At 58.4% G+C, this 24,515-nt stretch carries 23 protein-coding genes and 1 pseudogene; 10 read left to right on the forward strand and 14 right to left on the reverse strand.

Translation table 11 applies throughout. The annotated features are described in order from the left end of the window. Position 1: 1 nt before the first annotated feature. The 5 genes from phnG to phnF all read right to left on the reverse strand — a co-directional run bounded on the left by phnG (position 2) and on the right by phnF (position 4,224). Entirely contained in the window at positions 2–496 is a 495-nt protein-coding gene (gene phnG, locus LPB67_RS18800; protein WP_262838865.1) for a phosphonate C-P lyase system protein PhnG, read from the reverse strand. A gap of 86 nt (positions 497–582) precedes the next feature. Then, complete coding sequence (phnE, locus tag LPB67_RS18805) at positions 583–1,602, reverse strand: phosphonate ABC transporter, permease protein PhnE (protein WP_262838866.1); 1,020 nt, start codon at positions 1,600–1,602, stop codon at positions 583–585. A 15-nt stretch (positions 1,603–1,617) separates the two neighbouring features. Continuing rightward, the gene (phnC, locus tag LPB67_RS18810; RefSeq protein ID WP_262838868.1) at positions 1,618–2,433 is read right to left on the reverse strand and encodes a phosphonate ABC transporter ATP-binding protein; all 816 of its coding nucleotides are present in this window, start codon (positions 2,431–2,433) and stop codon (positions 1,618–1,620) included. Positions 2,434–2,499: 66 nt separating this feature from the next. Then, a complete protein-coding gene (locus tag LPB67_RS18815) occupies positions 2,500–3,447 on the reverse strand; it encodes a phosphate/phosphite/phosphonate ABC transporter substrate-binding protein (RefSeq protein ID WP_262838870.1) in 948 nt (315 codons plus the stop codon). 48 nt (positions 3,448–3,495) lie between these two features. Beyond that, positions 3,496–4,224: a phosphonate metabolism transcriptional regulator PhnF gene (gene phnF, locus LPB67_RS18820; RefSeq protein ID WP_262838872.1), complete on the reverse strand. Its 729-nt coding sequence runs from the start codon at positions 4,222–4,224 to the stop codon at positions 3,496–3,498. A 457-nt stretch (positions 4,225–4,681) separates the two neighbouring features. On the opposite strand from phnF, the gene LPB67_RS18825 reads away from it, so the two are divergent. From LPB67_RS18825 to istB, 5 genes and pseudogenes are all read left to right on the forward strand, one after another. Beyond that, positions 4,682–5,476, forward strand: coding sequence for an EamA family transporter (locus LPB67_RS18825; RefSeq protein ID WP_262838873.1), 795 nt, complete (start codon positions 4,682–4,684; stop codon positions 5,474–5,476). A gap of 79 nt (positions 5,477–5,555) precedes the next feature. After that, positions 5,556–6,662 carry a hypothetical protein gene (locus tag LPB67_RS19220; protein ID WP_410482762.1) on the forward strand — a complete coding sequence of 369 codons (1,107 nt, stop codon included), beginning with the start codon at positions 5,556–5,558 and terminating at the stop codon, positions 6,660–6,662. 47 nt (positions 6,663–6,709) lie between these two features. Next, a complete protein-coding gene (locus LPB67_RS18830; protein ID WP_262838874.1) occupies positions 6,710–6,889 on the forward strand; it encodes a hypothetical protein in 180 nt (59 codons plus the stop codon). A gap of 56 nt (positions 6,890–6,945) precedes the next feature. Next, positions 6,946–9,933, forward strand: a complete 2,988-nt coding sequence (locus tag LPB67_RS18835) for a Tn3 family transposase (protein WP_034396199.1) — start codon at positions 6,946–6,948, stop codon at positions 9,931–9,933. Between the two features lie 56 nt (positions 9,934–9,989). After that, a pseudogene (istB, locus tag LPB67_RS18840) lies at positions 9,990–10,622 on the forward strand (IS21-like element helper ATPase IstB); the annotation flags it as partial. Between the two features lie 43 nt (positions 10,623–10,665). Here the strand turns inward: istB and LPB67_RS18845 are convergent. The 6 genes from LPB67_RS18845 to LPB67_RS18870 all read right to left on the reverse strand — a co-directional run bounded on the left by LPB67_RS18845 (position 10,666) and on the right by LPB67_RS18870 (position 15,644). After that, positions 10,666–11,031: a LysR family transcriptional regulator gene (locus LPB67_RS18845; RefSeq protein WP_262838876.1), complete on the reverse strand. Its 366-nt coding sequence runs from the start codon at positions 11,029–11,031 to the stop codon at positions 10,666–10,668. Between the two features lie 4 nt (positions 11,032–11,035). Continuing rightward, positions 11,036–12,037, reverse strand: coding sequence for a phosphonate dehydrogenase (locus tag LPB67_RS18850; protein WP_026485313.1), 1,002 nt, complete (start codon positions 12,035–12,037; stop codon positions 11,036–11,038). Between the two features lie 19 nt (positions 12,038–12,056). Beyond that, positions 12,057–12,857, reverse strand: a complete 801-nt coding sequence (gene phnC, locus LPB67_RS18855; protein ID WP_041682765.1) for a phosphonate ABC transporter ATP-binding protein — start codon at positions 12,855–12,857, stop codon at positions 12,057–12,059. 33 nt (positions 12,858–12,890) lie between these two features. Next, positions 12,891–13,739: a phosphonate ABC transporter, permease protein PhnE gene (gene phnE / locus LPB67_RS18860; RefSeq protein WP_013743895.1), complete on the reverse strand. Its 849-nt coding sequence runs from the start codon at positions 13,737–13,739 to the stop codon at positions 12,891–12,893. 123 nt (positions 13,740–13,862) lie between these two features. Further along, the gene (locus tag LPB67_RS18865) at positions 13,863–14,759 is read right to left on the reverse strand and encodes a phosphate/phosphite/phosphonate ABC transporter substrate-binding protein (RefSeq protein WP_262838877.1); all 897 of its coding nucleotides are present in this window, start codon (positions 14,757–14,759) and stop codon (positions 13,863–13,865) included. Positions 14,760–14,783: 24 nt separating this feature from the next. After that, the gene (locus LPB67_RS18870; protein WP_003118418.1) at positions 14,784–15,644 is read right to left on the reverse strand and encodes a phytanoyl-CoA dioxygenase family protein; all 861 of its coding nucleotides are present in this window, start codon (positions 15,642–15,644) and stop codon (positions 14,784–14,786) included. 317 nt (positions 15,645–15,961) lie between these two features. On the opposite strand from LPB67_RS18870, the gene LPB67_RS18875 reads away from it, so the two are divergent. Further along, on the forward strand, positions 15,962–16,189 hold the full coding sequence (locus tag LPB67_RS18875; protein ID WP_121739573.1) for an SRPBCC domain-containing protein: 228 nt from the start codon (positions 15,962–15,964) through the stop codon (positions 16,187–16,189). Between the two features lie 496 nt (positions 16,190–16,685). Here LPB67_RS18875 and LPB67_RS18880 read toward each other — a convergent pair whose 3' ends face one another. Both LPB67_RS18880 and LPB67_RS18885 read right to left on the reverse strand, forming a co-directional pair. Next, on the reverse strand, positions 16,686–17,414 hold the full coding sequence (locus LPB67_RS18880; RefSeq protein WP_262838879.1) for an ATP-binding cassette domain-containing protein: 729 nt from the start codon (positions 17,412–17,414) through the stop codon (positions 16,686–16,688). Between the two features lie 12 nt (positions 17,415–17,426). Further along, a complete protein-coding gene (locus LPB67_RS18885; RefSeq protein ID WP_262838881.1) occupies positions 17,427–18,593 on the reverse strand; it encodes a Bug family tripartite tricarboxylate transporter substrate binding protein in 1,167 nt (388 codons plus the stop codon). A gap of 42 nt (positions 18,594–18,635) precedes the next feature. Here LPB67_RS18885 and LPB67_RS18890 point away from each other — a divergent pair, with 42 nt between their 5' ends. Further along, positions 18,636–19,253 (forward strand): hypothetical protein, encoded by a 618-nt coding sequence (locus LPB67_RS18890; protein WP_262838882.1) that lies wholly within the window; start codon positions 18,636–18,638, stop codon positions 19,251–19,253. Between the two features lie 58 nt (positions 19,254–19,311). Here LPB67_RS18890 and LPB67_RS18895 read toward each other — a convergent pair whose 3' ends face one another. After that, positions 19,312–20,274 carry a GlxA family transcriptional regulator gene (locus LPB67_RS18895; RefSeq protein ID WP_034303871.1) on the reverse strand — a complete coding sequence of 321 codons (963 nt, stop codon included), beginning with the start codon at positions 20,272–20,274 and terminating at the stop codon, positions 19,312–19,314. Positions 20,275–20,375: 101 nt separating this feature from the next. Here LPB67_RS18895 and LPB67_RS18900 point away from each other — a divergent pair, with 101 nt between their 5' ends. The 3 genes from LPB67_RS18900 to LPB67_RS18910 all read left to right on the forward strand — a co-directional run bounded on the left by LPB67_RS18900 (position 20,376) and on the right by LPB67_RS18910 (position 24,399). Further along, a complete protein-coding gene (locus LPB67_RS18900) occupies positions 20,376–20,684 on the forward strand; it encodes a putative quinol monooxygenase (RefSeq protein ID WP_034303872.1) in 309 nt (102 codons plus the stop codon). 183 nt (positions 20,685–20,867) lie between these two features. After that, on the forward strand, positions 20,868–21,428 hold the full coding sequence (locus LPB67_RS18905) for a recombinase family protein (RefSeq protein ID WP_034303873.1): 561 nt from the start codon (positions 20,868–20,870) through the stop codon (positions 21,426–21,428). 1 nt (position 21,429) lies between these two features. Continuing rightward, positions 21,430–24,399, forward strand: a complete 2,970-nt coding sequence (locus LPB67_RS18910; RefSeq protein ID WP_034303874.1) for a Tn3 family transposase — start codon at positions 21,430–21,432, stop codon at positions 24,397–24,399. Positions 24,400–24,515 lie beyond the last annotated feature (116 nt).

A 24,515-nucleotide genomic window follows, 5' to 3' on the forward strand; every position in this document is an offset into this window, starting at 1 on the left:
TTCATTCATCATCGTTTTCCTCCTCGGTGGTGCCCAGCAGCGCAAAGTCAACCCGCGTGCTGGCCATCAAGGCGCGCCGCTGCGCAGTTTGTTCGGCCAGAAGTGCTGCGCCGGTTGTCAGCAAAGCCTGCGCTTCTGCATGACCAGACAGTTGCGCTGCCAATACGGCATCCAGCACGGCAATGGCGCGTGCCAGGCTGGTACGGTCATCCAGCAATTGCGCGGCACCTTCAACGCAGGCACCGTCAGAGCTGGTCACGCGAACGTGCGCAATGGCCAGTGGCACCTCCCCGGGGTAATAGGCATCGCCTTGGGCGCTGTCGCGCAGTTTGAGCAAGGCCAGGCCGGATTGAGGCAACTGGATGTCTTGCACCTGGTGCTGTTCGCACAGGCTGCGGGCCAGCGCACGCACAGACTCAGCAGGGCAAGCCAAGAATAGCCGGGGCCATTGGGCGCGTGCATACGTCACATCAAGTGGTGGCGGGGAAGGCCTCATACAGGGGCTCCTTGTTTTATTAAATTTATAGAGACATCTAGACAACAAGGTGTCGGGAGTTGGGTCGTGATAGACATGGGCAGCCCTCAGATCAACTTGGCGCGCAGCCGGGCCGAAAACTGGTCCAGCAAGAACACCGCAATGAAGATGGCCAGCAAGATAGTGGCGACATGCCCGTACTGAAACATGTCAAAGCGGCCTTTGAGCTCCTGCCCGATGCCGCCCGCTCCCACCAGGCCAATGACCGTTGCCATGCGCAGGTTTCGGTCCAGGATGTACATGGAGTACGCGATGTACTGCGGCATGACCTGAGGAATGACGCCGTACCACAACGTTTTGAGCTTGCCCGCGCCAATGGCTTCGAGTGCTTCCTGGGGTTTTTTGTCGGCATTCTCGATGTCCTCGGCGTAAAACTTGCCCAGAAAACCTGCGGCATGCAAACCTAGCGCCAACACCCCCGCAATGGGGCCAAAGCCATAGGCCAGCACCAAAAACAGCGCCACGATTAGCTCGGGTGCCGAGCGCAACAGGCTGATGGTGCCGCGCGCCAGGGTGTAGGTCGTTCCGTTTGGGCTGTAGTTACGCGCCGCATAGTAGGCCAACGGGGCAGAGACCAGGATCGACAGCAAGGTACCCCAAATCGCTATTTCAAAGGTCTCGATCATCTTGATGAACACTGTCCAGAGGTACCCCACGGGCTGGACAAGGTACTCAAGCCGCTCGGTCTCTGTTTCCATTTGAAGCGTTTGCGGGTTGAGTCGCTGTTCGGTGCGCTCCTGCACTTCAATGTAGGAAAACCAGGGCAAATGATTCTTGTCCAGATTGGGCAAGCGGGCCACTTCTTCCTTTTCACCCGCAACCGGGGGCCACATGGATTGGCCAACGCGAGACAGCCCGCGCACCACCTGGGAGTCATCCACCACGCCCACCAGGTTGCCCACAGCCTGTGCGCTCATGACCACCATCTTGTCCATTTCAGTGCGGTGGCCGGTGAAGAGAATGACGACCAGCAAGGCCAGAACGATGAGCACATGGCGCGCGGTGTAGGGTGCGTCCAGCTGCCAATGCAGCGCAGTGCCCGCTGCAGGCACGGGTATCGGTTTCATGTTCATATGGGGTTCTCAGGCCAGGGCCGGCTCCATGACTGGGTGTGTGTGCGCGGTGTTGGACGATTCGTCAGTCACCTGCGTTGGCTGGTCTTCCCATTGCGCACCGTGGTAGAGAGCCCGTACACGCTCATCCGTAAATTCGGCGGGCGTGCCGTCAAACACCACCTGGCCGTCGCGCATGCCAACGATGCGGTCGCCAAACTCGCGCGCCAGGTCAATCTGGTGCAGGCTGCACAGCACGGTCGTACCACGCTCACGGGCTGCATCGCGGATCAGTGTGAGGATGTCTCGTGAAATTTTGGGATCCAGGCTGGCCACGGGCTCGTCCGCCAACACCACTTCGGGGTCAAGCATGAAGGCGCGGGCAATACCTACGCGTTGTTGTTGTCCGCCAGACAGGTCGCCCGCGCGGCGTTGCAAATGGGCGGGGCTCAGGCCCACACCGTTCAGCAATTGGCAGGCTTTGGCCCGGTGCTCAGGCCGGAACCAGCCCAGCAGCGCACGCACCGTGGGCACCACCGGCAACAGGCCCGCCAACACATTACCGGCCACACTCATGCGGTTGGTCAGGTTGAAGTGCTGATGAATCATGGCCACGCGCTGGCGCAGGGCCCGTTCGCTGGACGCAGACAATTCCACACCATCAATACTGACGCTACCGTGCGTGGGCTTCATCAAACCATTGACGGCGCGCAACAGCGTCGATTTGCCAGCGCCCGAGGGGCCCAGAATGACGCAGAACTGGCCGTGCGGGATATCCAGCGACACATTGGTGACCGCCTGGGTGCCGTCAGGCCAAGTTTTAGAAAGAGCTTTGAATCGGATCATGACCGTTCTCCGGTTGAGAACCATGCGGGGCCGTAACCCCGCACAGTCAAGTTGTGAAAACGGGGCTTAGCGCGTGCTAGCTTTTTTCATGATGTCGGTCTTGACCTGGTCGGTGACCAGATCAAACATCTTGCCAGCGTTAGCCATGTCCTGCTCGCTGACCTTGGCGGTGTAACCGTCAACCTTGCCACCGCCGTAGCCACGAATCTGGTCTTTGGTGATGCCGGGCAATTTGTCTACGTTGTTGAAGGCATCGCGCAGCTTGGCCTTGATGGCATCGGACACCTTGGGGTGAACGGCAATCGGCGGATACGGAATGGGTGCGCTCTTGACCACGACCTTGACTTTCGCCGGGTCGATGGCCTTGGCGTTGACTGCTTTCTCGAAGGAGTCAAATGAAGCACCGCCAGCATCAACCAGGCCTTCGGCCAACGCCTTGAGTACGTTGGCATGGCTACCTGCCATATTGATACTGCTCGCATCGCGTGCCGGGCTGACGCCTGCGGCCAGCATCATGGCGACGGGCACGTTGAAGCTTGAGGTGGAGTTGACATCACCCAGCGCAATCTTCTTGCCCTTCAGGTCGCTGATGCTGTTGATACCGGCATCGTTGCGGGCGAAGATTCCGGAGTAATACACAGACTCACCATGGCGCACTGCAAGCGCCAACAACTCGGCGCAACCACGGCCTTTGGCCTGCAAGTAGCTGGCTGGACCGTACCAGGCAATGTCGGCAGCGCCGCTGCACATGGCCTCGACAACGGTGGCATAACTCTGGCCGACTTTGATGTCAAACACCAGTCCAGTAGACTTGCCAATGGCCGAGAAAATGGGTTCAAAGTCTTTTTTGGTGCCATCTTCGGTGCCACCATCAGCAGGTACCAGCACGACGCGTAACGGCTTGGCAGCACTGCCGTCGTGTTGGGTTTGTGCGTTCACACTCAAGGATGCGAGTGTGACGGCGCTCAGGCCAAGCGCCAAAAGGGCGCGACGGGCAAATTGTTTCGGGTACATTAAAAAGGCTCCTGTAAGGTAGAAAAACGAGGTTGTCAGACGGCTAGGTCAAGGGTTGATTCGCAGTTGGATCCGGTCGGCGCGAAACCGGGTAATGGCGTATTCGACTGGGGTTCCATCCCGCTCGTCTACGTTGACACTCTTTACGCGCAGCACCGGTCGGTTCTGCGGCATACCCAGCAACTTCGCGTCATCTCCTTGCGGGAGCACCGCTGTCACCAGGCTTTCAGTTCGTTTTAACTTGCAGCCATAGTTGGCTGCAAGGAATTGGTGAAGTGACTCACCGCTATAGCGCGTATCCAGATCAGGAAATCTGTTCACCGGAATAAAGTGCGAAATCACACACAGTTGCCGGTCAGATGCGGTGCGCAAAGTTTCAATCCAAAACACTCGGTCACCTAAGTTGAGCGCCAGGCGTTGTGCGACACGCTCGGTTGCGGCCAATGTCTGGAGGCACAGAATGCGGTTCTCCGATTGCATGCCGAGGGCGGCGAGATTTTCTGTAAAACGTGTGCCGGTGCCAATCTGGTAGTCGATCTGGCTATCCAACACAAATACGCCGCGACCGTGACGACGCTCCAGCAGTCCCGCTTCGACCAACTCGTCAATCGCCCGGCGCAGAGTGTGGCGGTTGACGCCAAATCGAACCGCAAGCAAGCCTTCAGCTGGTAGGCAATCGCCAGGTCCATAGCCAGTGGCGACTTCCTGTTCAAGCTGACGGGCGATCTGGATATAAAGCGATTCACCGTTATCCCGGCTGACTGCGTAAAGACTCATGTGTGGTTATCTAGACATGTTTGTGTACCGAGACAATAACCAGCCTATGTGACACCTTCGTGACGATGCAGAATCAATAAATTGGTTCTTGATGTGAGACTCGCGGAATGGGCTGATGGAGGAATCACCGCGTTCCAACCTCCGGTTGAGGTTGAAAGGCTTGTCTGTAGCATCGGCATGTCTTGGGGTCTAGCAAATTTCCCCATACAAAAAAGCGCGTTGGAACTGTAAGCCGATGGAGCGCATTGATACCGCCCAACTGTCTGAATACTGTGTTACCTTGAGCAGGCGTGGACACTCCAATTTCGGATTGGTGTGCAAAACGGTTGAAACGTATTCAGCAGTCAATCACCCGTTTCTAGAGAAATACGGGGTCACCATGATGCCAATGACGGCAATCTGCTAGGCAGATCAAAATTCTCTACTACCGCTATGGGCACGTTAAAGGCCGCCACGAATGGCTTCTGACAGGCCTGAATTGGGCAACCCAAAGCTGACTGTCGTGACCGAAGGCAATGGGCCTGATACCGGTATAAGTTTTGGCCTCAAATCCTCTGTTTCAGGGGGAAAATCCGCTCGTTTTACCTTTTCGAGGGGTTGGGCTCATTTAGCCAATGTGGTTTATTTCTCCGGTCTGGCCAGGGCCTACGAGCACGCACCGGTCGCACTGGTCTATCCTCTGGTGCGCAGTTCACCTCTTTTCATTGCGATCTGGGGCACGCTGTTCTTCGGTCAAAATCTCCCGCCCATTGCCTGGCTGGGCATTGGCATCAGCGTGCTGGGCTTGCTCGTCATGGCATCGAGTGCTCAACAGGGGTCGGATCGACGAGCATTCCGATGGGCCATGCTGGCCATGTTGGCGACAAGCGTTTATTCCCTGAGTGACAAGGCGGCCACCGAACACATCCCAAGCTTCATGGGGCTCGTGGGTTTTCTGTCCGTCGGCTACCTGGCATCCTGGATCAGCATGACCTTGCGCATGCATCGGCACACCCGCAGTTGGGTGCCGGCACAGCGCATTGATCTCGCGTCGCTGGCTCTTGGCGGAACCTGTATCGGTCTCGCCTACGCCTTGGTTATCCACGCCATGCGCCAGTTGCCTGCGGCGGAGGTCGTGTCGTACACCAACGCCGGTATCGTGCTCGCTGCAGTTCTCTCCATTTTTTTGTTCAATGACAAAGTCGGATGGCAAAAGAGAATCATGGGGGTCGTGATCATCACGAGTGGTTTGGGGGTGCTTGCCATGAGGTGAGCGACACAATACCAACCATCGCACACCAGCATTCCAACCCGGCTCGCGACCTGCCGGTGAAGTAAAAGCGACTTCCGATATGTCCCAAATTTCCCGATACGTCGAGGCCGCCGAGCGTGACAACACGCGTCGAAGCTATGCCGCAGCCATTCGCCATTTCGAGGTGGAGTGGAAAGGCTTGCTGCCAACGACCGCTGATGCAACCTCCCGTTACCTGGCTGACCACGCGGCCACGCTGGCGATCAGCACCCTCCGTCAGCGGCTCGCCGCGCTCTCGCGCTGGCACATCGACCATGGTTTTGCAGACCCGACCAAGGCACCCTTGGTGCGCCAGGTTCTCAAAGGCATTCGCTCCATTCACTCGGTTGCAGAAAAGCGGGCACGCCCCCTTGAAATCGATGTCGTCCAGCAGATCGATCAATGGCTGGGGGTGGCCATCGGCAACGCAGAACGCAGCGATGACCGATTGGCGCTGCTTCGCCACACCCGCAACCGCAGTTTGCTGCTGCTGGGTTTCTGGCGGGGATTTCGATCGGACGAGTTGGTCAACCTGCGGGTGGAGAACGTGGAAGTCTCGCCTGGCGAAGGGCTGTCGTGCTACCTGAGCCGCAGCAAGGGCGATCGGCAGATGCTGGGCCGCGTATACAAATGTCCGGCGCTGTCCCGCCTGTGTCCTGTGACGGCTTTCACGGCATGGGTCAGTCTGGTCGGCCTGACCCAAGGCCCGGTGTTTCGCAAGATCGACCGCTGGGGGCGAATCGGTCAAGAAGGGCTGCATGCCAACAGCCTGATCCCATTGTTGCGCAGCCTTTTGGCTGAGGCCGGGGTCGCCGCTTCCGAGGCATACAGCACCACTCCCTGCGTCGCGGATTTGCCGGTTGGGCTCGCGCCAGCGGTTGGGACATCAAGGAACTCATGGAGTACGTGGGCTGGAAGGATGTCAAATCGGCCATGCGTTATCTGGATGCCTCCGGCAGCGCACTTCAGGCCCGGTTTGAGGCGGGTCTCGCAACACTGGCCCCAGCAGATCGAGCGGATCGGTCACCACCGCCTTCGATGCACGCGCCGGCCGAGCAAACCAAGGAACAGGCCCAGAGGCCCCGTCTGCCTGAGCTCGCAACACCATCGGCAATCCTGCGCGTCACAGTGTTGCTGGCCCGGTTCAGCCCACAATCGCGCGGGCTGACGAGAGGCCGGCGGCTGATCGAGCAGACCTGCTTCGAGCGCTACGCCATGCAGCGCTTGAATACCGAGGGCACACAGTACGAACTGACAGTGCCCTACGAATCCAGGGATTCACTGGAAGAGGCGATTGCCGCTTTGCTCGATGACATGTACCGCATCGCCGAGGACAACCAGTGCCTGCTGGAGGCTGCGTTTCACGAGCCGGCCACCGACTCGTATTGGGACTGAAGGGCTGGGATGATGACGGCGGATGGCACGACGCACCAGCGGGGGAGGCCTCACGAATGACTACGCTTCATGAGACGGCCTATCCCCATCTGAAGCCCGACCCCACTGAGAGGGAGCTGGCAGAACTCTTCACACCCACCGAGGCGGAACGGGCGCTGGTGGCGGGAGTCGGCAAACGGCCTTTACCTCGCGTGGCCGCCCTCATTCACCTGAAGGTTTTCCAGCGCCTGGGGTATTTTCTGACACTGTCCGATGTGCCGCAGGTGATCAGGGAACACGTTGCACAGCACGCGGGTGTTCCGCGGGCGCCAGCGCTGGCGGACCTCAAGCGCTTTGAGGCCTCGGGCTCGCGCATGGTGGTCTTCACAGCATTGCGTCGCTATCTGAACGTCAAACCACTCAACCCGGCGGGGTACGCCTGGCTGGGCGTTGTGGCGGACACCGCGGCCGAGACGAAACACGCCGTGGCCGACATCATCAACGTGATGCTGGAGGAGTTGGTCCACCATCGCTGCGAATTGCCCGCCTTCTCGACGCTGGATCGGATGGCGTTTCGTGCCCGGGAAAAGAGCAACAACCAGCATTTCTCCGCCATCGCTGGGCAACTGACGTCACAGACGAAGACATTGATCGATGGCTTGCTCAAGACGGCCACGGGCGAGTCGGCGTCACCCTGGCAAATGCTCAAGCGCGAGCCCAAGCGGCCCACCAACAAAGAAACACGGACCTACATCCAGCACATCCGGCGTCTGCAGCACCTGGTGGAGCAACTTCCCAAGCCCGACGTGCCCGTGCCCAAGCTCAAGCAGTTCCGGCTGCTGGCGCGCGCGCTCAATGCCACTGAGATGGCTGAACTCAAGCCACAAAAGCGCTATGCGCTGGTGGTGATCTTCATTCGGGCGCAGCATGCCCAATCGCTGGACGACGCTGCCGACCTGTTCATCCGTCTCATGCAGAACCTGGAGAACAATGCCCGGCAGAAACTGTTGTCCTTCCAGCAGGAGCGCGTCCACAAGACCGACATGCTGGTCGGGCAGCTCAAGGACATCCTGGGTGCCTACCAGTTGGTTGGGACCGACACCCAACGCGTCGAAGCCATCAGCACGACCCTGGTGGCCGAAGTGGACGAGCTGCTGAACGAATGCGAACAGCATCTGGCCTATGCCGGGCGCAACCACCTGCCGTTCCTGCTGCAGCCGTACAAGATGGTGCGAGCGCAGCTGCTCAACTGCATCGACATCGCGTCGCCCAAGGCCAGCAGCGAGGACCTGGTGGTGGAGCGGCTGATGGAAGCCCTCTCCAAACTGCGCGACAACCGTGCCGACACCGTACCGCTGGACATGCTGGGCCTGAGTGAAGACACGGATTTGCGCTGGATGTCGGCCCAGTGGAGAAAGCTTGTGCTGGTCAAACCGGCAGGCAAGGGCCGCGCGGAGTCCGTCCGCCGCCGGTATTTTGAGCTGGCCGTCATGCACGCCGTCAAGGACGATCTGAAGTCCGGAGACCTCTTCATCAAGTTCGGGGAGCGCTACGACGACTACCGCGAGCAGTTGGTCGATGACGAAACCTTTGAACGCGAGCTGGGCGACTATGGGCAGGTCACGGGCATCGAGACGGAGCCCGGCGCCTTCGTGTCGAAGCTGAAATCGTCCATGGCGCTGCGAGCCATGGAAATCGATGCCGGATTTCCAGAAAACGCCCATGCTGAAATCGTCGATGGACGCCTGATCCTCAGAAAACCGCCTCGCTCAGACATTGTCGAGGCCGCCGCGCGCATCGACGGCATGATCACCGAGCGGATGGAGGCGGCCAGCATTGTGGACGTGATGATCGACACCGAGCGGTGGCTGGACCTTCACAAGCTGTTTCGTCCGCTGGCGGGGACCGACAGTCGCCTTGAGGACTTGCGCATGCGCGTGATCACGACCTTGTTCTGCTATGGCTGCAACCTGGGACCCGTTCAGACCGCCAAATCGATCAAAGGTCTGAGTCGGCGTCAGATTTCCTGGCTGAACCTGAAATACGTCAGCGAAGACCTTCTGGACAAGGCCATCGTCAAGGTGATTAACGCCTACAACAAGTTCGAACTGCCCGGTTACTGGGGCACCGGCAAACACGCATCGGCCGATGGCACCAAGTGGAACCTGTACGAGCAGAACCTACTGTCCGAGCACCACATCCGCTATGGCGGCTACGGCGGCATCGGCTACTACCATGTCTCCGACAAGTTCATCGCACTGTTCAGTCACTTCATTTCTTGTGGCACCTATGAGGGGATCCACATCCTGGATGGGCTGATGAGCAACGAGTCCGACATTCGGCCCGACACGATCCACGGTGACACGCAGGCACAGAGCTACCCGGTTTTTGCGCTGGCTCACTTGCTTGGCATCCAGCTCATGCCGCGCATCCGAGGCATCCAGGACCTGAAATTCCATCGCCCGCAGGCGGGCACCGTGTACCAGAACATCAATACGCTGTTCAGCGACGTGATCGACTGGCAGTTGATTGAACTGCATCTGCCGGCGATGCTGCGGGTGGCTGTGTCTATCAAGACGGGAAAGATCACGCCATCGGCCATCCTGCGCCGACTTGGCACTTACAGCCGCAAGAACAAGCTGTACTTCGCCTTCGTCGAACTCGGCAAAGTGATCCGGACCATGTTTCTGCTGAGCTACATCGGGGACGTCGGACTGCGCAAGGTGATCCACGCCGAAACCAACAAGAGCGAACAATTCAACGGCTTTGCCGGCTGGTCGTTTTTCGGGGGAGAGGGGATCATTGCCGAAAACATCCGGCACGAGCAGCGCAAGGTCATCAAGTACAACCACCTCGTGGCCAACATGATCATCCTGCACAACGTGGTGGGCATGACACGTGTACTGCGAGAGCTTCGCGACGAAGGCACCGAGATCACGCCGGAGATATTGGGCGGCCTTGCGCCGTTCCGCACGGCCCATATCAACCGATTTGGAGACTACACACTCGACTTCCGCCGGAAGATCGGTCCGCTGGATTTCGAAGTCACCATTATTCCAATATAATCATAAGGTTAGGTTCGTTTCTGCGGTTTTTTACATGAATCCCTGCCGACCCTCTTGAGCGCGACACCCGCCAAGTACGTTCTCGCCAGACACTGGTGCGTATGGCTGGATTTCCGGCTATCAAGACCCTGGATCAGTACGATTACAGCTTTGCCGTGGGTGCGCCTAAGAAGCAGCTCGATGAACTGGCAAGCCTGCGGTTTATCGATCGGGGAGAGAACGTCATCCTGCTAGGGCCGTCTGGCGTCGGTAAAACCCATGTCGCCATCGCCTTGGGATACGCCGCAACCCAAGCGGGCATAAAAACGAAGTTCATCACCGCAGCAGATCTGATGTTGCAACTGGAGGCTGCCATGCGTCAAGAACGCTATAACGCCGTGCTGCGCCATAACGTGTTGGGGCCGCGCTTGCTCATCGTCGATGAAATCGGATACTTGCCGTTGACCGGCGACCAGGCAAGCCACTTCTTCCAGATCGTTGCCAAGCGCTATGAAAAAGGAGGATCCATGATACTGACCAGCAACCTGCCATTTACGCAATGGGATCAGACGTTTGGGGGCAACACCACGCTGACGGCAGCCATGCTTGATCGCATCTTGCATCACTCACATATCGTCCAAATAAAAGGAGACAGCTACCGACTCAAACAGCAACGCAAGGCCGGACACTTCCCGTCCACAGCCAAATAATCATTGGTTCAGATTTACTTTGCGCAATACCGCGCGAAGTGGCTCAAATTTCAAATGCGTTTGACAATGGCGTTCGCTCTTCAAACTCTTTTATATATGGCTGAAGCAAGTATATGCCCGTGTTAGAACTCGCACCAATCGTGATTTCATCTTTCTTTTCAAATAGAGTTCCGGCTTTACACGCCAGGTTGACGAGCTGTTGCGCATACGGCAAAAAAGTTTCACCCTCGGCTGTCAAGCTGCAACCGGCATTGCTTCGCACGATCACTTCCATCTTAAGCGACTCTTCAAGCTTCTTGATATGCTGCGTCACCGTCGACTGCGAAATGTCGAGTTGTTTTGCGGCGTCGCGGAAGCCCCCGGCTGCGACTACGGCCAGAAAACTCTCAACGTGATCGAGATTAATCACTCAGTCATCTCCCCGCTCCAACATGGTTGACCGCTCCGCGTGGAATGCGCCCTTGCAACGCTTCGAGGATACTGAGGGCGGCTTCACGCTCGATTTCCATCCGTACCGATTTGACCGCCGAACCCAGGTGAGGCGTAAAGAATGTGGGTAAAGCAGGATCAAGCAATTCGTCAGGAATAGAATGCGGCCTGTCGGGACGCGCCCATTCCTCCATCTCGAAGACGTCTGCGGCGTAACCGCCCAGATGCCCCGTCCGAAGCGCATGCACCACGGCCCGCTCATCTACGATGGAGCCGCGACAGGCATTGACGAGGTACGCACCGGGCTTCATGCGGTCTAATGCCCGAGCATTTATGGTGTGGTGGGTATCTGACGACATCGGCAGCATGGGAATGATGAAATCGCTTGTCGCCAATAGCTGGTCCAGCGATGTTCTGCTCGCATTCCATGCCCTTTCCGACTCTTGCGGCAAAGGCTGCGGATCCGTGTACTGAATTTGCATATCGAAGGCGGCCAGCCGCTTTGCGACCGCCCGCCCGACCGCTCCCGTCCCAATGATGCCGGCGGTTTTACCCGTCAAACCTGTGCCATAAAACCGCGGGGTCCAACCATTGAACTGGCGTGATCGAATGTAATTATCACCTTGCAGCATATTCCGTGTGATGCTCAGCAACAGGCCAATCGTTAGTTCAGCTGTGGGACTCGTAAGCAAATCAGGAACAATCGTAAACCAAATCCCATGGCGGGTACATGCCTCGACATCAAAGTTGTCATATCCTTTAAGCGCGGCGCCGATGACCTTCAGATTGGGGCACGCGGATAGAAAATCCGCATCTATGCTATCCGGCATAAACACCATCATCCCGTCCGCATCATTGGTGCGCAACAGTACCTCTTCCCGCGACATGGTTGAATCGGACTGATTGGAAATTACTTCAGCGGCGGTCTCAAGGAGGGCCAGCGTGTCAGGGTGGATTCGATGCGTTGTTACGATTCTTGGTTTCATGGGACCTCTGAGGAACGAACTACGCGACATGCCGCTGCAACGGCTCGTCTCTGTCGCTGTGTACGGCACGCTGCTGATAAATGGATCGTATCTTTTGCATCATGCCTTGATCATTAGGTTGGTTAGCCATATTCAAACTGATTCGCCCATCCCGCAATCCCACGACTCGATCAGACACTTCAAGTGCCAGGTCTACCTGGTGCAGGCTGCACAGGACCGCGACATTAAGATCTGTAGCCGCGGCTTTCAGCGTTTGCAGAACCGAGCGCGCCGTCAGCGGATCGAGGCTGGAGACGGGTTCGTCCGCAATAATAATCTTGGGCTTCTGCGCCAAGGCTCGCGCTATCGCAATACGCTGTTGCTGACCGCCTGACAGCAGTTGCGTAGGCGTGTTTGCATAATCGAGCATGCCGACCCGGTCCAGACATTCGAACGCGAGCACTTTGTCAGCCCGGCTGAAGCTTTTCAATGTGACGCGCCAAATGGGCATCTCTGCCAGACGCGCACCCAATACATTCTCGAGTGCTGAGAACCTTTTCACCAGGTGCAGTTGTTGGAACACGAACCCGATCTGGCCACGTACTGCCCGCAGACGCGCCGGAGACAGTTCATGTATGGATTCTCCGAGCGCCACGATAGAACCGGAGTCAATCGGCTCAAGGCCAGTGAGACATCGGAAAAGCGTCGACTTCCCTGCCCCGCTTGTGCCGAGCAAGGCAACCATTGAGCCGTGACGTACTTCGAAGTCAATCGATTCCAGGACAACTTTATTGCCGTATGACTTACCGACATTCTTTAACTGCAACGCTACATCTTTCATTGCGAACCGCCCTTCCAGTAATACGTGAAGCAATCAGTTATTCGCAGGGAGAGTTTCGAATCCCTCGCGTTTTGTGTCCAATATCAAGTACCTGAGCCGGTCACTGATGAAATCGATTGCCGACACCATCAGCAATACAACCGCCAGTACCGTAATCATCTTGTTGAATTCCAACAAGTCCACAGTATCTTTCAGGGTCTGCCCAATTCCACCTGCGCCTACGATGCCCAGTACTGTGGACGTTCTGACACTGAATTCCCAAATGTATAGAACGCTCGCGATCAGGTGCGGCATAACATCCGGGATCAGACCGTAGCGGATAATCTTTGCCCTGCTGGCACCGGTCAAGGCGAGCGCATCCAATGGCCCTTGGTCAACGGGCTCGATGGCTTCAGCAAACATTTTGCCGATTGCCCCTACCATGTGGAAAGTAATGGCCAGTACGCCGGAGAACGGACCGAAGCCCACTGCTGCTACAAATACAAGTGCATAGACAAATGTCTCCGTGCCGCGGCTGGCGTTCAGGATGGCGCGGGATACCCGATAGGTCCACTTGTTCGGACAGGTATTACGCGCAGCCATGAGTGCCAGCGGAAATGCCATGATTGTGGCGAATATCGTGCCAATCGTCGCCATGGCGAGCGTCTCGCCAGCCCCTTTTAGAATGACGTCCAGGTCGCTCAGGTCGGGTGGAAACATCTGCACGACGAATGACCATAGTCTCGGTAAACCGGCGCCTAGCTTCTGGAATTCTATCTGACACACGTACCAGGCCACTGCCAGCAAACTGAGTACTACGACCGACGTTGCAAAATGCCGCTTTCTCCTGGCTACGTCCCTCTTGACATTAGCCAGCATGACTTCTTCGATTCGCTGATTCATTGGTTCATCCTCTGTGGTATCGCGATGCGCGCCCGTATGTTCGTGCAGCGGAGACAAGGAGCTGGCGTGCGTCAGTCCACCTTGTCGTCCGCTGCCCTCATCCAAGAACGGACCCCTCGTGCTTTATAGTTTTCCCAGGATGCGGCCGGCGTCTTCGATTACCTTGTAATCGCTGTGCTTTGCCTTCACGAAGCCGTTATAGCCCGAGCCCATCAGCGACTGTGCTTTCTCTTCGGACAAGGACGTCAGTATTTCCGTGATGCGCGCTTTCAGAGCAGGATCAAAATCCTTCGGCACGGATATCGCGTCGTTCGGCAGCTTGCTGGATTCCCACACGATCTTGGACTTCGAAGGATCGATTTGACCCGCTTCGATCATCCCGTTCCGGCCCCGATCCATATCGGATCCGAGGTCGATCAGTCCGTGCTGAATCTGTGATTCGTTCTGGCCAAACGAGGCACCTTCACGATATTCAAAATAGCTCGCAGGGTCGATGCCGATGCTCTTGAAGTACGCCATCGGGATGAGCCAGCCAGAAGTGTTGCCCTGATCACCGAGTGACAGCTTCAAACCCTTCGCGTCCTCGGGCCATTTTTTGATCGGCAGATCGGCGCGACCGACAATGAGGGCTTTGTAGAACGGCTTCCCGCGGTACTTGGCCATTGCAAGCACTTCGGTGCCGGCCTTTTTATTCGACAAGACATAGCCCCAGGGTCCGAGCCAGCCCACATCGACATGGCCATTTGTCATTGCCACAGATATTGCCGCCCAGCTTTCCGGGGAGACGATTTCATAGGTCGCGCCGAGCTGGTCGGCGAGATACTTGAATATCGGCTCAAACTCTTTGATGGTCTGGCTAGGCGTTGGACGCATCGGCGCAATTGCAAAACGCAGGTGAAGTTTACCATTGACAACCTCAGCTGCCTGCGCGGGTGTGCACACTATGATTGTGGCGATAAAGGCAAGAATGGCGCGCGTTAACGCCTTCTTGAATTTCGAAAACAGAGTAAAAACTTGCATTATGACCTCAGTGAGTTAAAGACTTCAGTAGTACTTTTGAGTCAAAGCTCGTTGACTTTCAAAGATGCGATCACCGTACATCGACAACGGATACGGGACAGTCAAAGGGAGTTCCACCATGCGCGGGAATACGGTGGATCGGCCAGAGACCATGAGGCTTTCATAATCCCCATAGTTGCCACAGCCCAGAAGTGGCCAGGCATCAGCCGCGGCATAGCCGATGAGCAGAAAACGCCGCCTGATCGTTGAGTGGTTTGGGCCTGAACCATGAAGGGTCCGGACGTGATGCAACGTGACAGTTCCTACGGGTCCCGTCAGTAACTCCCCTTCTGTCGGGTCGAGCGCTTCGTCCCAGTTGGAGCGAGAGATCGCGTGGCAAAACTCGCCCGTCTCGACGTTCCGGTGGTCGTACACTTTTCCTTTGTGGGAGCCTGGCAAGCATGCCATCGCGCCATTTTTCTCACTTGTCTCGTCGAGGAAAATTCCGAGAGTAAGAAAATCATCGTTTGTGTGGGGATAGAATGCCCAGTCCTGATGCCACTGGACTGGCGCGCCTGATGGCGGCTTGAAGTTGATTTTGCTATTGTGCAAACGGATGTTTTCGCCCAGGAAATGCCGAAGCAAATCGACGATTTTTTCCGACCTGACCAAAGAATCTATTGCATCGAAATAAAGGTGAGGATTCTCGACGCGACGCAGTAGCTTCGTCGTCTCGCCATTCTTCTTTTCGAACTGGTAAGTCTCATTGTCCGAAGCTACGCCAATAGCTCCCAATTCAATTTGCTTGACGTCTTCAAGAATCTTCGCTACTTCCTCCGCGGAGAAAAAGCTTTCAATCTTCGTATATCCCTTGTCGAGATATTCGCGTTGCTGCTCTGCAAACATGGTGATGCTCCAAGGTCTTCCAACGAATAATCGGGAGGGCAAACTGCGGCTCCTTCCGGCATGCTGATTCGATCATGTAATCAATAAGTAACTTTGATCTACAGATCGATCATGAAAGGATGGTAGATCGTCGGTATGACATAGGCATGACAGCGGGACGCGGAATGCAACACAGAAGGATGGTCGCAGCGCCTGGCAAGCGCCGCCCGTGTCGCTTTCTGCCTACGTCACAATAGGCCTTTGCACGATAATATCTGCTGTTCACCCCCGCAAATGGCAGTGAACAACCCGCTGCCACCAAACTGGAGAGAGCCGCTATGCAACTCACCGTCGAGACGAACGTACGAGCCCCGATTGAACGGGTGTGGGAGGCGTACACCACACCCGACGAGATAATTCGCTGGAATGCGGCCTCAGATGACTGGCACACCACCAGGGCCATTGTGGAGGAGTGCATGCGGTGCCATCAGTGGCGGTCGCTCAGAGGACGGCGCCGAGTATGTGACAGAGGCCATCCTTTACTTGGAGGATTCCAATCCGCATGACAATCGAGCCGTTCGAGTGACTATTGAAGGACAGAGAGTAGGGTATCTGTCGCGACAGAATGCGCGCCTTTATCGAAAGCAATTAAAACAATTGGGCCATGCGCAGATCGTCTGTAAGTGTGATGCAATGATAGTCGGCGGGTGGCACCGTTCACCTGCGGATGCGGGGCACTTCGGTGTCAAGCTTGATCTGCCAGTTGTATAGTTCCTGCCTGTCCATTCAAGCCTATACGCTTCACGGGTTCGTGGAGGACTGTAAACAACCTCGTTGGTCGGTCGGCATTTGTTTACATAAACTTTTTCTCAGTGCTCTCCCTATTGAGAAAAGCCCCATTGTTGCTGGGGAAATTTAGAAGTTTACAAACTTAGGTATACATAACCCTTCTAAACAGGACGTTTTGACACCCCATAGCGCTTCAAGCGCGTTAAAAACCCCGGCCAGCCAAGCGCTGTCGGGGTTTTGCTTTGTGGGCGCGGTGCTTGCCCCGTCGGTCACTCAGCCTTTGAGTTGTTTGAGCACTTCTTCATGCAGGTCATCGCCGTCGGCCTGCGCCATGAACGTGTCAATGCTGCCGTCAAAGCGCACGGCACCGCGGTGCAACAGCAGTAGCCGGTCGGCCACCTTGATTTCTTCAATCAGGTGCGTGGCCCACAGCACGCCGACTTGCCGTTGGGCTGTGAGGCTGCGCACGGCGGTCAACAGCTGTTGCCGGGAGGCGGGGTCCAGTCCCACGGTGGCTTCGTCCATCAGCAGCACGCGGGGCTGGTGCAGCAGGGCACGCACCAGCTCCACCTTGCGTCGCGTACCACCAGACAGCCCGCGGGTGACGGCATCGATTTGTTCGGTCAAACCCATCAAGGCCAGACCGTCCTGAATGCGCTCACGCGCCACGGCACGCGGCAAACCGTGCAAATCAGTGTGGAACAGCAGGTTGGCGCGCACGCTCAGGTCCAGGTCCAGCGCGCTTTGCTGAAACACCACCCCCAGCCCGGCCAGCGCGCGGCTGGCGTGTTGCCGCAGGTCGTGCCCCAGCACCTCGATGCGGCCCTGGTCTGGGCTGAACAGGCCGGTCAGCAGTTGCAGCAGGGTTGACTTGCCGGCGCCGTTAGGGCCCAGCAGCGCCACCATTTCGCCCGCCCGCAATTGCAGGCTGACGCCTTGCAGGGCGTGGGTCTTGCCATACGATTTGTGCAGGTTTTCGGCGTTCAACAGGGTGTCGGTCATTGCGTTCGGCGTTCAGTTGGCGGGGGCGGCCAGCAGTTTCATGCGCCGCAGCAGCGCTTTTTCACGCTCCACGGTTTGCACAATGGCGAGCTGGTAGGCATGGGTGTCCAGGTAGTCCAGGGACTGATCGTAGCGGGCCAGTGCCGCTTTGTGGCGTTCGCTGAGCATGGCTTTGTGAAAGGCATCATGCAGCTTCTTGATGATGGCGTCTGGCGTGCCACGGGGTGCGGCCAGGCCCCAGGGCGAGGTGTAAACCGAGCGCGGGTAGCCGAGTTCGCGCAGGGTGGGCACTTGGGGCCAGCGCGGGCTGCGTTCGGCACTGAAGATGGCCAGCAGGCGCATCTTGCCCTGGTCGATCCAGGGGGCAAAGCCGGTAGAGTTCACGCCCGCCATGAGTTGTTCGGCCGCAACGGCCAGCATTTGGTCGGCAGTGCCTTTGTAGGGCACGTGCACATACTTGATGTTGTGTTCCAGCAAGATTTCTTCCATGGCCAGATGAGCGGTCGTGCCCACGCCAGTGGAGCCCATGAGCAGCTCGCCCGGGTGCTGGCGGGCCCAGTTCAGCAGGTCGGCCAGGCTTTTCCAGGGGCTGGCTGCGGGCACCAGCAATCCAAATGTCACGCCTGATACCTGCACGATGGGCGCCAGGTCTTGCACCGGGTCCCAGGTCACGCGGTTCATGAGCGCGTGGCGGTAGACCGTGAGGGGCACTTGGCCAATCGTGTAGCCATCGGGTTCGGCCGCTTTCAAGGCCGGGGCGACCAGGCTGCCGGCGGCACCCGGGCGGTTGGCCACGATCACGCGTTGGCCCAGCAGCGGCTCCACTTCTTCGCAGAGCAAACGCAAAGTCAGATCGGTGGCGCCGCCAGCAGGCCAGGGCACGATGAGTTGCAGGGGACGCTGCGGCCAGGTGGCGGCAGTTTGTGCCTTTGCATGGCGGGGTGTGAGCCCCACGCTGGCCCCCAACACGCCAGCCGCTCCGGTGCTTAAACTCCAGCGTAACCAGTCGCGACGGTTGACCGGTTCGTGCAGGTCGGGGAGCAGTTGGGGTTGCGTTGTGTGGGTCATAGGATGTCGGCCATGCAATGTTTTGACGGGTGGCATGTCAAAAAAGCAAGATAAAGCAAATTTCGAGCCTGAAAATTCGGCATTGTTTTTGCTTTGTTGCTTGCCGAGCAAGCTAGTAGCTCAATTCAATTCATAACGACAGGAGATTGACCGATGACTTTCCAAACACTGCGGCGCACCAAGACAGTTTCGCCACGCAACACGCGCTCCCTGTTGCGCCCTTGGGCGCTGGGCATTTTGGCCTTGGGGGCTCAGTTGGCCATGGCGCAAGCGCCTGCCGACCGGGTCTATGTGTCGAGTGAAAAAGACAACAAGATATATGTTTTTGACACCCAGGGTGCGTCAAAGTCGGCCATAGAGGTGTGTCAGCGCCCGCGCGACATGAAGTTCAACAGCAACGGCAGCCAGATCTACGTGGTGTGTGGCGACAGCAACCAGCTTGGCCTGGTGGATACGGCCAGCGGCAAGATGACGGGTACCGTGCCCTTGGGCGATAGCCCTGAAATGTTTGGCCTCAGCCCCGACGGCAAGACAGCCTACGTCTCCATTGAAGATGAGAACACGGTCGCCGCCTACGACCTGCAGACCAAAGCCAAGTTGTTTGATGTGGCCACGGGTGGTGAACCCGAAGGTGTTTTTGTGACACCAGACGGGAAGCAGGCCTATGTGACATCCGAGGTGGCCAATGTCGTTCACCTGATTGACCTGACGCAGCGCAAGGTGTTGAAAAACATCCGCGTGGGTGGGGTCGTCTCAGAAAACGGAAAATAAAGCACGTTAAGCCGGATTTGCGCTGGGCCGTGACGTGCTTTGTGCTTAGCTGCGCTATTTAGCCATGTCGCTCGCGCAGCGCACGCACGCCGCGACCTAGTTTGCGACGCAACAAGGTGCGCAAGGTCGTGCCGTCGGAATAGCCGACCAAGCCGGCGATGCGCTCGATACTTTCCTCGGTCGTCTGCAATAAGTGCACCGCGCGCTCCACGCGCAAGTCTTGGAAATACGTCAACGGCGACTTGCCCAGCACGGCCTGCAGGCGCCGTCCCAGCGTCCGTTCGCTGCTGCCCACGGAGCGGGCGGCATCGCTCATCGAAAAGCCCAGGGCCAGTCGCTCTCTGGCCCACTGTTCGAAGCGCTCGACGATCGGGTCGGCATGCGCTACCTGATCGGCAATCATGAACACTGCTTGCGACGCGCGCGGCTCGATTAGCAGGTAGCGCGCGCATAGCGCGGCCAACGTTGGGCTCTGGCCACGCACCACGCCCAGCCCCAGATCGAGATGGGCCAGCGCCGCGCCTGCCGTGGTGAAACCGGGCGAATTAACCAGCATCCGTGATTCGTCGAGCGCCACCAGCGGATAGCGCTGATGAAACAGCGCTGATAGCCACCAGGATGTGGTCGCGCTTTGTCCGTCGAGCAGCCCGGTTTCGGCCAGCACGAAGGTGCTGGTGCAGGCGGCTCCAATATGCACGCCTGCTGCGGCCCATTGCCGCAGCCAGGTGCCAGCCTCGATGACGTCGGGACGCGTCAACGCCGCTAACAAAGGCTGCGGCATTTTGCTGCCCAGTGCGGGGAGCAGCACGACATCGGGCCTGGGCAAGGCCGTCACCCGCGTGACGGGAACGCTCAACCCCTGCGCCGTGTGCACCTCTTGGCGCACTCCCACTAGGCGCATGTCTAGCTGCAACGAAGACTGCTCGCGCTGCCCCAACTCGTTGGCGGTACCGATGACGTCCAGCAGCGACGCAAGGCCAATATCGAATACCCCATTGAGGGCAAATACATAGATGAGCATGGCGGATAATATATCATTAATGGCGATTCCGCCACTATACTCCGCTACCGCTCGAGCCTAAGATTTGTTCCTCCATCAACAACTCTCAAGGAACACACATCATGGTCAAGCTTGCTATTCGCGCCACACTGGTCGCAAAACCCGGCAAGGAAGCCGCCGTCGAAGCATTTCTCAAGAGCGCACTGCCGCTGGCCATGCGGGAGGCCGGTACCACGCTCTGGTTCGCGCTCAAGATCACGCCGTCGACGTTTGGCATCTTCGACGCCTTCGCCGACGAGGCGGGCCGTGACGCGCATCTGGCCGGGCCGATCGCCGCTGCACTGATGGCACAAGCGTCTGAACTGCTGGCTCATGCGCCCGTCATCGAAAAAATCGACGTGCTGGCCGTTAAGTTGCCAGCAGCGAGCTGAAAGCACAAGGAAATCGTGCGCCAAGCCGTTGGCCTGTTCACGTTGTCCAGTTGACCTATACCCTAACTAGGCGTCAGGCATTGCGTCCGACATGCGTCAGGATGTAGTCCTATTGAGCCTTTATTGACACACTCAATAAAGGCTCATAGATTCTTTCTTGACACATTAGCGCAGGAGACGCACATGAAAGGTCAACGCATCGGGTACGTGCGGGTCAGTAGCTTCGACCAAAACCCAGAACGCCAGCTAGAACAGAGCCAGGTGGACAAGGTGTTCACCGACAAGGCTTCGGGCAAAGATACGCGGCGCCCGCGGCTCGACACGCTGCTGACCTTCGTGCGCGAAGGCGATACCGTGGTGGTGCACAGCATGGATCGCCTGGCGCGCAACCTCGATGACTTGCGCCGTCTGGTGCAAATGCTCACCAAGCGCGGCGTACGCATCGAGTTCGTCAAGGAATGCCTGACCTTCACCGGCGAGGACTCGCCGATGGCGAATCTGATGCTGTCCGTGATGGGTGCATTCGCCGAATTCGAGCGCGCCCTGATCCGCGAAAGGCAGCGTGAGGGCATCGCGCTCGCCAAGCAGCGCGGTGCCTACCGGGGCCGCAAGAAAGCGCTATCGCCAGAGCGTGCGGCCGAACTGCGTCAGCGCGCGAACGCTGGTGAGCAGAAGGCGAAGCTGGCCCGCGAGTTTGGCGTCAGTCGGGAGACCCTGTATCAATACTTGAGAACGGATCATTAGCATGCCACGTCGTTCCATTCTGTCCGCCACCGAGCGGGATAGCCTGCTGGCGTTGCCGAACACCAAGGACGATTTAATCCGGCATTACTCACTCAGTGATAGTGACCTTTCGATCATCCGGCAGCGGCGCGGGCCTGCGAATCGGCTGGGCTTCGCGGTGCAGCTATGCTACCTCCGCTTTCCGGGCATTGTCCTTGGCGTCGATCAGCCGCCGTTCCCGCCCTTGCTGAAACTGGTCGCCGACCAGCTCAAGGTCGGTGTTGAAAGCTGGAACGATTACGGGCAGCGGCGGGAACAGACTCGGCGCGAACATCTCGTCGAGCTGCAAACTGTGTTCGGCTTCCAGCCGTTCACCATGAGTCACTACCGGCAGGCCGTTCACACATTGACGGGTCTGGCCATGCAGACCGACAAGGGCATCGTACTGGCCGATGCCTTGATCGAACATTTGCGGCAGCAGTCGATCATCTTGCCCGCACTCAACGCCATCGAGCGTGCCAGTGCCGAGGCCATCACCCGCGCCAACCGGCGCATCCACGAAGCCCTGTACGAGCCGCTGACGACCGGGCATCGCCGCCGCCTCGACGATCTGCTGAAACGCCGAGACAACGGCAAGACGACCTGGCTGGCCTGGTTGCGCCAGTCGCCCGTCAAACCGAACTCGCGCCACATGCTGGAACACATCGAACGCCTCAAAGCCTGGCAGGCGCTCGATCTGCCTACCGGCATCGAGCGGCTGGTTCATCAAAACCGGCTGCTCAAGATCGCCCGCGAGGGCGGCCAGATGACACCCGCCGACTTGGCCAAGTTCGAGCCTCAGCGGCGCTACGCTACTTTGGTGACGGTGGCCATTGAGGGCATGGCCACCGTCACCGACGAAATTATCGACCTGCACGACCGCATCCTGGGCAAGCTGTTCAACGCCGCCAAGAACAAGCATCAGCAGCAGTTCCAGGCATCGGGCAAAGCCATCAACGCCAAGGTGCGCCTGTACGGGCGCATCGGCCAGGCGCTGATCGACGCCAAACAATCGGGCGGCGACCCATTCGCCGCCATCGAGGCCGTCATGTCTTGGGATGCGTTCGCTGTGAGCGTCACCGAGGCGCAAAAGCTCGCGCAGCCCGATGACTTCGATTTCCTGCACCGCATCGGCGAGAGTTACTCCACCTTGCGCCGCTACGCGCCGGAATTCCTCGACGTGCTCAAGCTGCGGGCCGCGCCCGCTGCCAAGGACGTTCTCGACGCCATTGAGGTGCTGCGCGGTATGAACACCGACAACGCCCGCAAGGTGCCCGCCGATGCGCCGACCGGCTTCATCAAGCCGCGCTGGCAGAAGCTGGTAATGACCGACACCGGAATCGACCGGCGCTACTACGAACTGTGCGCCCTGTCGGAACTCAAGAACTCCCTGCGCTCGGGCGACATCTGGGTGCAGGGTTCGCGCCAGTTCAAGGACTTCGAGGACTACCTGGTGCCGCCCGCGAAGTTCGCCAGCCTCAAGCAGTCCAGTGAATTACCGCTGGCCGTGGCCACCGACTGCGACCAGTACCTGAGCGAGCGCTTGGAGCTGCTGGAAGCGCAGCTCGCCACGGTCAACCGCATGGCGGCGGCGAACGATCTGCCGGACGCCATCCTCACAGAGTCGGGCCTGAAAATCACGCCGCTCGATGCGGCGGTGCCGGACACTGCGCAAGCGTTGATCGACCAGACGGCCATGATCCTGCCGCACGTCAAGATCACAGAATTGCTGCTTGAAGTCGATGAATGGACGGGCTTCACCCGCCACTTCACGCACCTGAAATCGGGCGATCTGGCCAAGGACAAGAACCTGTTGCTGACCACGATCCTGGCCGACGCGATCAACCTGGGGCTGACGAAAATGGCCGAGTCCTGCCCCGGAACGACCTACGCCAAGCTCGCCTGGCTGCAAGCCTGGCATACCCGTGACGAAACCTACGGGGCGGCGCTGGCCGAACTGGTGAACGCCCAGTTCCGGCACCCGTTCGCCGGGCATTGGGGCGATGGCACTACGTCATCGTCGGACGGCCAGAACTTCCGAACAGGGAGCAAGGCCGAGAGCACCGGACACATCAATCCAAAATATGGCAGCAGCCCAGGGCGGACGTTCTACACCCACATCTCCGACCAGTACGCGCCGTTTCATACTAAGGTGGTCAATGTCGGCGTGCGCGACTCGACCTACGTGCTCGATGGTCTGCTGTACCACGAGTCCGACCTGCGCATCGAGGAACACTACACAGACACGGCGGGCTTCACCGATCACGTCTTCGCCTTGATGCACCTGTTGGGCTTCCGTTTCGCGCCGCGCATCCGCGACCTGGGCGACACCAAGCTCTACATTCCCAAGGGCGAAACCACCTATGATGCCCTCAAGCCGATGATTGGTGGCACGCTCAACATCAAGCATGTCCGCGCCCATTGGGATGAAATCCTGCGGCTGGCCACCTCGATCAAACAGGGCACGGTGACGGCCTCGCTGATGTTGCGCAAGCTCGGCAGCTATCCGCGCCAGAATGGCTTGGCCGTAGCCTTGCGCGAGCTGGGGCGCATCGAGCGCACGCTGTTCATCTTGGACTGGCTGCAAAGCGTCGAGCTGCGCCGCCGCGTCCATGCCGGGCTGAACAAGGGCGAAGCCCGCAACGCGCTGGCCAGGGCGGTGTTCTTCAACCGGCTGGGCGAAATCCGTGACCGCAGCTTTGAGCAGCAGCGCTACCGTGCCAGCGGCCTCAACTTGGTGACGGCGGCTGTCGTGTTGTGGAACACGGTCTACCTGGAGCGCGCAGCGCATGCCTTGCGTGGCAACGGCCACGCCGTCGATGAGGCGCTGTTGCAGTACCTGTCGCCACTGGGCTGGGAGCACATCAACCTGACCGGAGATTACCTCTGGCGCAGCAGCGCCAAGATCGGCGCGGGCAAATTCAGGCCGCTACGACCGCTGCAACCGGCTTAGCGTGCTTTATTTTCCGTTTTCTGAGGCGACCCCTACAAGCCCGACCGCGAGCAACACAGCCATGGCCACCCCCGAACCCGCCGACAACGGCGCCGAAAATAACGATGCACACCCAG

It is taken from the genome of Undibacterium sp. Jales W-56, assembly GCF_025548535.1.
Lineage (GTDB): Bacteria > Pseudomonadota > Gammaproteobacteria > Burkholderiales > Burkholderiaceae_D > Undibacterium.